Here is a 10,213-nt window from a genome sequence, read left to right as displayed (position 1 = left end):
CCTCAATCTGACGCAGCTTGAGCACGACCTGCTCCGCGTTCGTCTTCTGGCCTCGCCGCATGTCCAACTCCTTTGGTCCTGGCTGATCCTCTCAATCAGCCCGGTCCAAAGCCAGCCGGTCAGGTCATCGCCGCTGCTCCGTCCGTGCTCGAGCTCCCAGCATGAACGGACGCGTTCCTGCCTGTCGATCATCATCGTCGTTCGAAGACATCACGACGCCGACCTCGGTTCGAGCCGCCCCGGACCTCGGTCGCGGGGGTCGTGACGCGGCATCGTGGCAGATCGTTCGACGGAGACGTCGAGCCGACAGGACGCCGGTCACCGCGTCCCGCACGGGTTCCAGCCATGCCGCCAGCATCCGATCCGTCCGCCTCCGCCGTCGGCGATCCCCCAGCGCTTCACACCGGGCTTTCGAGGCAGACATGGCGATCGAGGATCGAGACGACCTGGATCAAGGCGCGCTCGACCGGTGCCGGATATCCTCTGATCGATCAGGCGATCGTCAGCTTGGGGACCTTCGTCCTCAACATCATGCTCGCGCGCCATCTTCCACCATCGGAGTATGGGCACGTTTCGATCCTGTTCGGCGTGCTGTTCCTGTTGCAGGTCGTGAACACGACGCTGGTCTTCTATCCGATGACCGTCAGATGCAGCGTCGCGCTCCCGGACAAGAGCAGGGCGCTGATCCATACGAGCTTGTTGATCCTCGTACCGCTCAGCATCCCGCTCTGCATCGGCCTCGCGGTCGTGAACCTCGCCAACGGACGTGCGGATCTGGCCCTGGCCGCCATCGCCTACTTCCTGTGCTGGCAGTTCCAGGAGTATTGCCGCCGCGCCCTGTTCGCGGAATTACGGTTTCGAGACGCCATCCTCGGTGACGCGATCAGCTACCTCGGCCAAACCTCGGTGGTCGTATCGCTGTTCTGGTTCGTCGAATCTCTGTCCATGTCCGCGATCTTCTGGGTGATGGCGCTGACGTCGGCCGTCGCGGCTTGCGTTCAGGCGCGCCAAGCCCGATTGACCCTGCCGAATGCAGCGGGGCTCGCCGGGACCTGGCAGGATTTCTGGCACATCGGGCGGTATTCGCTCACCAGCAACGTGCTCGGCATCACGCGCTTTCAGATCTTGAGCTGGACGCTCGCCCTCGCCTACGGTGCCGGCTCGACGGCATCGTATCAGGCGGCGCTCAACGTCCTGAACGTCGCAAACCCGGTCCTGTTCGCGCTGCTCAACCTGATCCCGCAACTCGCGGCGCGGGCGCACCTGTCCGGGAGATCCAGCGCCTGGAACGCGGCACGCAACTGCGCCCTCCTGGGTGCGCCTGTCATCTTCGCCTTGTACTGCAGCGCGCTGATCGAGCCGCGGCTCATCCTGTCGGCGTTCTACGGTGCCGGCTCATCCTATCTCGACCTCACCGGCCCTGTGAGGGTGCTCGTCCTCGCATTCATGGCCGGTTACGCGACCGAGGCGGTCTGCTCGTTCCTGCACGGGATCGATGCCCCGCGAACCGCTGTCGTGATCAACGGCATCGGCGTGGCGATATCGATCGTCGTCGGCCTCCCGCTGATCATCCTCCACGGCGTGATGGGTGCAGCCTTGGCGACGCTGATCTCGGCAATCGCGCGCTTGGTCGCCAGCCACATGATCCTGAAGAGGATGCTTCTCGAGGACCGTGTCGGACAGGTCATCTGACGAGACACGGGCCCCTGCCGAAGCCGGCCGAGCCGCCCCATGGGCGGTCGCGAGCTTGACGCTTGCCGCGACCGGCACCGTGTCCGGCGCTCCTTGGCAACCCCGCCGCTCGCCGACGCGGTGTTGCATTGGTGCCGGCGGGGGACGCCCTTCCCGGCGGGACGCCTTCTCTCGTCCGCAGGCACCGCAGCAAGCGAGGATCGGCGCTTCCTATCCGTCGGCAAGGGTTAGACGGGGAGACGCTTCAGCTCAACGCCGTCCTCGTCGCGGATCACCAACTCCCAGGTCTCGCTGGAAGGCGGCATTTCACCGCTCGCCCGCATCTCCTCGATCCCAGCCTCCGCCTGCTCGATCGCCTGATCGAGGCTGTCGGCTTCCACGCCGGCTTCGTCCCGGATCGCGATGTGGCTGCTCTCAAGATCGAAGCGAAAGCGTTGCGGCAAACCGACCTCCCGAGTTTCAAATTTTTTGGCCCCAGGCTCGTTACCGAGTCGTAAACAGCCGACTTTGCCGCGTTGCGCATCAGGACGGCTTAACCATGTCGCCATCCGCATCTGCACAAGCGCGCATCCGACAGCGGCCTACGTATTTTGATGAAATTTTTGCCCGCAAGTTGGCGTATCTATTGTTGCCTGCGCCGAACGGCTTAGGACGTAGTCGCCGCGACCTGTCTCCATATGAGGACGTGAAAATCGTGCCTACTGAAGCCGCACCGCAGGATGGGCCTCGGTCAGAGGCCGACGACATCAGATGCAGACAGGTTCGAGAGCACGTTCGGGCGGTGCTTCGCAAGCTCGTTGAGTATCGCATTCGAACGGACCCGACCAAATAGGGAGAGACGGCTTTCCGCACGCGCCGGAGGCATGAATTCTGATTTGCCGAACGCGATGAGCCAGGCAGAGGACCACTCTGGTACGACGCGCAATACTTACCGCAGAACGCGGAAGTGATGGAGTTGGGCTTTGGGAGTACCGCTCGACCTGATCGACGGGCTTTCCCGGGCCGATCGAGAAGACCGGCCATGGCTCGCGGACCGGGACACTCTGCCGAGGCGACGCGTCGACCTCGTCCGCGACGCAGGCGGGAAAGCACGGGTGGCCCTCACCGGGACGTGGGCGCCCGGCGCGACTCAGCGCGATCGGAAGGGGCTTCACATCGCTGATCGCGAGCGTGATCCGCTCGCGAACTCCTCCGGTCCCGACGTGACCCGGCAAACCTGAAGCGAGATCGCGCCCGGCGTCACAGTCGCGGTGACGCTCAACATCCCTCCCCGCCTCGAGCTTCGGCCTTTCGCATAGAGCGACCGCATGGCTCGAGCCCGAACAGCGGAACGCGGGAGGACGGCTCACACCGTGCTGTCCTGCACGCGCGAGGAGGTCGGTTTCCGTGATGGGGCAATGGCGGAAGCGTCGCCACACCGTCCGTCCGCATGCGTCGCCGAGCCATCCTTCGCCTTCGCCCGAGCTCATCCTCCGACCAGCCGAACCAAGCGGCTCCGTGCCATCCGCTCGCCCCGCCTTCGCCGCGCGACCAAGAATGAGTTTTCAGCTTCCGAGTCTGTCGGGAACATCGATCGCGAAGACGGAACCGCTGATTTGCCGATGCAACCGACGTCGAACATCCATGGGCGCCGAGCGTTGACGAGAAAATCTCAGGCGAAGGATCATCCACGATGGATGCAAGCAACATGAGACGCGCCCTATCGATCCTTTGCCTGACGCCGCTGTTCGGATCCGCGGTGAGCGCACAGCCGATCGATCAGCCTGTCGCGCGGGCCGCCCCGATCTACGCCTCGGCAGGCTGGGCGGGGCCGGGCATCATCGAACTGCGACCGCTCCAGCGTCCGTGCTGGAACGGCAGCCGATGGTACGGTCCCTACGGCTACATCTGCTATCGGACACGGACGACACGGCAGGGATTCCCTGTCGATGTCGCCCGTATCGGATACTGACGTTTCGGGCCGGAATCGGTTTAGGCCGCCCTCGTCTTCTTCGAAAGCGTGGTCGGTGGCCTCACCAACCGAACGGCGGGGGGGTCGGCCCGCGATAGGCTTGCGCCGGAAGGTCCGTCGACAGGGCGTCGCGTCGACTGGGGGGCGGTTGCGTCGCCGGGGCGCTCGAGGATGGGCGTGCCGGCGCAGGATCGGTGAGGTAGCGCGGCTGATCGAGCGCCTCGGATCCGGCAGCGCCCGGCCTCGGCACCACCGGGCGACCGGAATCGACAGCATAGTCCGCGGTGCCCCGATCCGGCGGGATGCTCACGAGGGTCCGGCTGCCATTGACGGTGACGAGCGGACGGGCGACCGCGGGCGGCGTCATCGTGGCGACGGGGTCCGGCGTGCTGGAAACCTGCACCTTCTCCGGCGCCCGTGCTGGGCGTGCGCGTCGCGGCGCCCGGGCGATCCGTTCGGGAAGAGCCGCGCCCAGGCGCAGGCGGGACAAGTCGCGGATCAGGGATTCGGACGAGCCGCGGCTGCAATGATGGACCCTGAGCGACGCGGAGATGCGGCCCGGCATCTCCGACGTGTCGCCCAATCCGATGCCGTGCAAATCCTCGATCCATTGCCACGCGAACGCGCAGCGCCCGTTCAGCGCGACGCCCACCGGGCCATAGGCGTTGCGCGCCGGCTCACGCGACACGCGGTACGGCCCGTCGGGCAGCTGGGCGAGTTCGGCGGCGATTCCGAGCCGCGTCGGCTTGGCCATGCCGGAAATGCCCGAGCCGGCGGTCCCCAAGCTCAGGTCGGCCCGGCTGCTGCCATCGCGGCCGAAGACGATCTTCTGATGCAGGGCGCCACGGCGGCGGGACTCGTCGACGAGAACGGCCGACCCGGCATCGGGGAGCGACACGAGCGGCACGCGCTGGGGCGATCCTTCGCCGGAGGCGTAGGCCGTCGCGACGAACGCGACCCGCCCGCGCGCCTCCTGCGCGGTGTTGCAGGCCGCCAGGAGACCGGTCAACAGCAGGATGCTGCCGGAGCGGCGCAGAGGCCGGCCGACACCGGGGAATGAGAACGGGATCATCGGTCCAGTCCCGTGCTGCGCGAATCGGTGCGAGATCTGTCGGACGCGGTGTCGAAGGGACCGAACCGATCGCCGTCGTGCGCCTCGGCGGTGCGGGATGGGTCCCCCTGCGTCGGGTTCGGGGCATCCGCATGGGCCAGCGTGCCGGCGGGCGGCAGCGGCAGCGCAGCCTGCGACGTCGGGCGGTCCATGCCGTTCCAGGCCGGCAGCAGGGTGAAGCCGTAACGTTCGTAGGGCATCGCCGGGACACCGGGCACGCGACGAGCAATCAGAGGTTGTAGCGCCTTGGCGTCGCGCAGAAAGTCCGCTTCGCGGCCACGTTCGGACGGCTCGGGGAAGCGGAACGGATTCTCGGCGGCGACCGGCAAGGGAAACTCGCCGCGCCGCACGGGCAACGCCCGGCCGAGGACCGTCGCCGGGACCGGCTTGGGGACGCGAACCTGAGCGGCGGCGGCTGCCCGCGCGGCCGGCGGGTCGCGGACGGGGTCGCAGGGTCCCGATGCTTGGGCGTCGGGCGCCGGCAAGACCAGATCCACCACCGTCGGGAACAGGCCATCGTAGCGGTTCACCACCTCGAGGAACTCGCGGGTCTTCTTCAGGCGGCTCAGGGTGAGCGCGTAGCCCGAAACGGCGGCTTCCTGGGGCTTCCACGCGCTCGCACGCTGGAACCAGTCCGCGGCGGCCTCGAACTGGCAAGCGTTGTAGGCGTACCAGCCCAACGCCTGCGCACCCTCGCCGGAGGTCATCATCAGAACGAGCTTGGCGAAGCGGTCGAGGCGGGCGGGATCGACGGCCGCGACCGGCGGCCGTGTCAGCCGGCGTCCCATCATGTCGAGGTAGAGCGCCGCGTTGGTCACGGACGGGCCACGCCACGCATAGGCGACTTCCTCGGCTTCGCGCTCCTGCCCCAGCTCGCGAAGCGAGAGGGCGAGGCCGGTCGCGATCCGCGCATCGCCCCCGCGGGCGATGGCGGCCTTGAACCAGTCGAGCGCCTCGCGGAACTGGCGGCGGTGATAGGCATACCATCCGAGCAGGCTGAGCTCGGCGGGGTCCGCCGCCTTGCGCACGGCGTCGCTCAGCGCCGCGAGGTCCGCCGGTTCGATCTTCCCGGCCGGCTCCTCGTGCAGCACGGCCGCGATCCGTGCCCGCGTGACGTCGGGGCGGATCGCCTGGAACTCGCTGCTCCCGTCGGCGGCGGAATGGCCCATGGCGAGCAGCGGCTCGACCTGTGCCATCGGCAGGTTGGCCATCGCCTTCTGGATGGTGGCGAGCCGCAGGGCGGTGTCGGTTTGACCGGTCAGGATGGTGCGGTAGGCGTTGACGGCCTGGGCCGTGTAGCCGGTGCGCGCGTAGGCCTCGGCGACGGTCCAGGCGATGTCGATGTCGAGGTTGCGCAGGGTGTCCGGTGCGGCGTCGACGCGGGCGCGGATCCGGTCCCAATCGCCCTTCGCCTCAGCGGCTTTGACCTCGCTGCGCAGGGTCCCGCGGTTGAGCTTGCGCGCGAGGTCGTCCGAGGGACGCCATTCGGGATCGGCCGCCTGCCGCGCGGCGATCGCCGCGCGCACCTCGTTGACCCGCCCCGCGGTGAAGAGGTCCCAGAGCGGAGCCTCCTCCGGGGGGCTCGGCTTCAGCGTGTCGAGGTCGGTCGGCACGGTCCAGTTGGGATAGCGCCGCCGCAGGCGGGCGATCTCGGTCTGCACCCGCTCGTTCTGGCGCTGCGCGGCGTAGTAGCGAAGCCCACTCTCGTCGACGATCTCCGACGACGGTGCGCTGGTCGCGCCGAGGATCACCGGCGCGCGCCGGTCGTCGCGCAGGACGGTGCTCGCCGCGTCCGGCGCGCCCTGTGCTCGCGCCTGGGTCGCCGTTCCCGCCACATCGAGGCTCAGGCCCGCCAGCAGCGACAGGGCTGCGCCGCCTCGTCTCAACGCCCGAGACATGAGCGATACCTCGTGTTGGCGGCGGCGAGCGCCAGGAGATGGAGGGTGGCGGGGTAGTAGTTCTCGGAGACGGCCGGCTCGGCGAAGCTCGGCGGCAGCGCGGCACCGGTCCCGGCGCAGGCGGCCAGGGCGGCCACGGCCGCGTAGCCGGGCTCCTGAAGCTGGCCCACCGTCTGGTCGCTGTTGATGTCGAGGATCGGCATGCCCGCGGAACCGGATGCGGACCAGAGCTTCACGAAGGGTTCGTAGGCCTTTCGGTCTTCGTATCCCGCCATCGCGAGATAGAGCGGCACACGGACCGCGTTGTAGGAGAAGGTCGCCGGAAAGCCCTCCGCCGGCTTCGGCACGCCGCCGCGCATCGCGATCCATTCGGTCGGCAGCCTCGACGTACCGAAGCGGGCGCGCGTCATCAGGTCGAGCCCGGCGGTATTCAGGCGTGCCCAATCGAACTCCGGCGCGAGCGCGGCGAGCCGCGGAAAGGCCGGGAACACCCAGTACGACAGGTTCACGACCGGGCCGTCCGCCCGGTCCTCGGCCGAGAAGCCGGCGATGGCCGGCAGGAGCAGGGGCCCGCCTTCCGCCTTGAACAGGACGGTGCGCCGCGCGACGTCGACGGCGATGCGGCGGCCCGCGAGGCGGTACCCCTCGTCCGACCAGGCCTCGGCGGCCTCGGCCAGGGCCCAGGCGACGAGGATGTCGCCATCGGTGGCATCGTTGACGTCGGCCACGCCCGGCCGCTTGTCCGGCTCCCAGCGCCAGGCGAGCAACGCGTCGGGACGGACCATCAGGTTGGCTCGGGTCCAGCCCCAGATGCGCTGGAAGGCGTCGCGGTCTCCCGCCGCGACGGCCAGCAGCATGCCGTAGCCCTGGCCCTCGCTGTGGCTGATGCGGCCGTTGCCGGTATCGACCACGCGGCCCTCGGGCGTGACGAAGCGGCTCCGGTAGCTGCGCCAGGCACCGATATCGCCGATCGCGTTGAACATCGTCGGCGGTCCAGCCGGGCGGGACGATGCCTCACCGACGCCGTCCGGCGGCGCGGGCGCCTGCGCCGCCGCCGGCAGCGCGAGGAGAGGAACCAGGAGAAGGGCGGCGAGGCGCCGGCGCAAGGGGCTCATCGGTCGGACTCCCGGTCGTCCCCGTCGGCGTCCCGCCGCGCGTCGGGGATCGGCTGGCTCCTGCGGCCGACTCCGCGGAGCATCGCCTGCGTGCTGAGGCCGAGAAGGACGGCCGCCGCGAGCAGGGTGAGGACGAAGGTGTTGGGATTGGTCGAGAACCACCCCGCCAGCACGAGGCGCGTGTTCTCGAAGGTCCGCGGAACGGTCTCCACGATCTGGCCCTGGCGCGCGGCGAAGGTGGTCAGGGCACCGTCGTTGGCGTCGAGGGCGGCGACGCGTCCCTCGAGCTGGTTCCACACGACGGGAGCGCTCAGGCAGATGGCGGAGGCTTGAAGGGCGGCACCGTTGGGTGCGGTGAAGACGGTGATCGCCGTGTCCGGATCGTGGCCCGCCATGCCCTGGCCGACGACGAGGGATGCTCCGATGCCGATCGTCACCGGATCCTCGCGCACCTGATCCGTGAGCCACCCCGTCGCCGCGGCCATGGTCTCGGTTGCCGCGCTGCCGAGCCTGCCCGTTGCGTTCGACAGCATGTCGCCGACGGAGTCGCGGTTACGCACCGCGGTGCTCCAGGACGAGACGAGATCGCGGGTCTCGCCGTCGCTGTCCGCGTCCCGGGCGCGGCGCGGCATCACGAGAGCGGTCCGCGAGGCGGACGCCGGCAGGGCGCAGGCCGGCGGCACGTCGTTGCGGAGACGGTCGAGGCTGAGGCCCGGGGTCGCATCGGGCTGGGCGGGCGACGGCAGCGCCGTCGCCCGCGTCTCCCAGATCCGCCGGATCTGCTCGGGGTCGAGCCCGACCGCGCGCAGCACCTCCGGATCGAGGGCGCGGGCCGGCGCCACGACCACCGTCGGCGCCCTGCGCAGAAGCGCGTTCTCGTTTCCGATCTCGAAGTCGATGGGGCGACCTGCGGCGAGCGCGAGACGGACCGCGATGGTGGCGGCGGCCGACATCGATTCGCGGTCCGGCGTCGGCACCACCAGCCGCGGCCGTTGCGCGGTCCGAAGGTAGGGCAATCCACCGCTGGCGGTCGCCGCGAGTTCCGGCAGGCGCAGCGCGCGCGCGAGGGGGGGAAGCGTCAACGTCGTGTCGTTGAGGAACAGGAAGCGCTTCGCCTCGACCCCGCTGTCCTCGCAGGTCCGGTCGGCCCGCGACGGCAGCCGCGCCGTGATCTCGATACGGTTCCGGCCGGGTCGCCAGCGGCCGAGCGGCAGCGGCATCGCCAGGCTGCGGAAGACCTCGCCCTCGGCGCGGGGGAGCGTGTCGCTCGCGACGTTGCGCCCGTTGACGTCGACGATGACCTGCGCGCCGGTCTCGAGGCCGGCCGCATAGCCGCCCGCCATCGACAGGATGGCCTTGCCGTAGTCGGCCGGGATGAAGTCGACGGGGAGGGTCACGTCGAAGCCCGTCCGGAACAATCGCCCGGAGAACTCGCGATTCTGCACGCCGAAGCGGGACAGGGGCACCGTGGTGCCGCCGCCGAGCTCCAAGCCGCGGGCGAGCGCGAGCTGGCGCAGGCCCTGCGGGCTGCCTTCGGCGACGCGCGAGGCGGAGGCGGTGAGCACCCCGCCGGCGGATTCGATCTCGGCGGCTCCGCTGCCGGGCACGATCAGGGTCGCGGCCCGCTCCGCGTTGGCCGGGAGGAAGACGAGCGCCTGCCCCGTCGCGGCCTGGGCCGCATCGATGCCGGGCAGATCCCGCAATTCGTCGGCCGAGCCGATGACCAGGTTGAGGCCCGCAGGCCCCTGGAGCGGTGCCCCGAACTCGACGGAGACGTGGGCGTAGCGGCCCGCGAGCGCGACGCGCTGCACCAGGGCGATGATCTTCTCGAAGGTCGAGAACCCCGGCTTGCTCCGGAGCACCACGCGCAGCGGCACGAGGCCGCGCGCATCCGGTGCCACCGCGGGCAGGTCGCGCAGGGACCGCACGGTTTCGACACCCGCCGGCATCACGAGACCGGTCCAGGACGGGTCGATTTGGGTCCACAACTCGTAGGTTGCGGCCAGCGAGCAATCCACACGGTGACGCTGGACCGCCGAGATGGCGATCGCATTGTACCCGGCCTTGAGCACGCCCGCGGGGATGTCGAACTCGATCACCTTGACGGCACCGGGCGCCTTGATCGGCGTACGGCCGAGGACGACGTCGTTGACCGCCGCGGTCAGGAACGAGGCTTCCGGGACCACCGAGATGGCGGCGAGGTAGCCGACGCGAAGCCGCAGCCGCTCGCGTGCCTGCTCGGCCGTGACGTAGACCGGCCATTGCAGGGCGTCCTCCTCGCCGCTGAGCCGCAGGCTCTCTCCGGTCGCGGGAAGCGGGCGCTGGGGCAGCGATACGGCGGCCTGCGACACGGGGACCGGCGTCCCGGCCTCCGGGCCGTCCGGCGACGGGCCCTCGGCCCGGCGCGGGGGGCGTGCCGCCTCGTCCGCTCCGGGGATCGTCAGGG

General features: G+C 69.7%; 7 protein-coding genes. 2 read left to right on the top strand and 5 right to left on the bottom strand.

Annotated features, from left to right (window positions below):
• Nucleotides 1–507: 507 nt before the first annotated feature.
• Entirely contained in the window at nucleotides 508–1,692 is a 1,185-nt protein-coding gene (locus FV223_RS11655) for a polysaccharide biosynthesis C-terminal domain-containing protein (RefSeq protein WP_187276124.1), read from the top strand.
• Nucleotides 1,693–1,919: 227 nt separating this feature from the next.
• On the opposite strand, the gene FV223_RS11650 is transcribed toward FV223_RS11655, so the two are convergent.
• Nucleotides 1,920–2,246: a hypothetical protein gene (locus FV223_RS11650; RefSeq protein ID WP_243938700.1), complete on the bottom strand. Its 327-nt coding sequence runs from the start codon at nucleotides 2,244–2,246 to the stop codon at nucleotides 1,920–1,922.
• A 1,118-nt stretch (nucleotides 2,247–3,364) separates the two neighbouring features.
• Here FV223_RS11650 and FV223_RS30330 point away from each other — a divergent pair.
• Nucleotides 3,365–3,643 carry a hypothetical protein gene (locus tag FV223_RS30330; RefSeq protein WP_187276123.1) on the top strand — a complete coding sequence of 93 codons (279 nt, stop codon included), beginning with the start codon at nucleotides 3,365–3,367 and terminating at the stop codon, nucleotides 3,641–3,643.
• Nucleotides 3,644–3,704: 61 nt separating this feature from the next.
• On the opposite strand, the gene bcsN is transcribed toward FV223_RS30330, so the two are convergent.
• The 4 genes from bcsN to FV223_RS11630 form a co-directional block, all read right to left on the bottom strand.
• Nucleotides 3,705–4,550, bottom strand: a complete 846-nt coding sequence (gene bcsN, locus FV223_RS11645) for a cellulose biosynthesis protein BcsN (RefSeq protein WP_147727200.1) — start codon at nucleotides 4,548–4,550, stop codon at nucleotides 3,705–3,707.
• A gap of 161 nt (nucleotides 4,551–4,711) precedes the next feature.
• Entirely contained in the window at nucleotides 4,712–6,652 is a 1,941-nt protein-coding gene (locus FV223_RS11640; RefSeq protein WP_147727199.1) for a hypothetical protein, read from the bottom strand.
• Complete coding sequence (locus FV223_RS11635; RefSeq protein WP_147727198.1) at nucleotides 6,637–7,767, bottom strand: glycosyl hydrolase family 8; 1,131 nt, start codon at nucleotides 7,765–7,767, stop codon at nucleotides 6,637–6,639. Before FV223_RS11635 ends, FV223_RS11640 begins: the two co-directional genes overlap by 16 nt.
• The coding region (locus tag FV223_RS11630) for a cellulose biosynthesis cyclic di-GMP-binding regulatory protein BcsB (RefSeq protein ID WP_147727197.1) at nucleotides 7,764–10,213 on the bottom strand (2,450 nt) is incomplete at its 5' end. The genes FV223_RS11630 and FV223_RS11635, both read right to left, overlap by 4 nt.

The sequence above is a fragment of the Methylobacterium sp. WL116 genome (assembly GCF_008039455.1).
Taxonomy (GTDB): domain Bacteria; phylum Pseudomonadota; class Alphaproteobacteria; order Rhizobiales; family Beijerinckiaceae; genus Methylobacterium.
The sequence above is the reverse complement of the archived record's forward strand: the minus strand, read 5'-3'. Positions and strand labels throughout refer to the sequence as shown.

What these genes read in the sequence shown, in the direction of transcription:
- FV223_RS30330 (WP_187276123.1), top strand. Translation starts at nt 3,365, where the DNA reads ATGGATGCAAGCAACATGAGACGCGCCCTATCGATCCTTTGCCTGACG.
- FV223_RS11650 (WP_243938700.1), bottom strand. Translation starts at nt 2,246, where the DNA reads ATGCGGATGGCGACATGGTTAAGCCGTCCTGATGCGCAACGCGGCAAA.
- FV223_RS11640 (WP_147727199.1), bottom strand. Translation starts at nt 6,652, where the DNA reads ATGTCTCGGGCGTTGAGACGAGGCGGCGCAGCCCTGTCGCTGCTGGCG.
- FV223_RS11635 (WP_147727198.1), bottom strand. Translation starts at nt 7,767, where the DNA reads ATGAGCCCCTTGCGCCGGCGCCTCGCCGCCCTTCTCCTGGTTCCTCTC.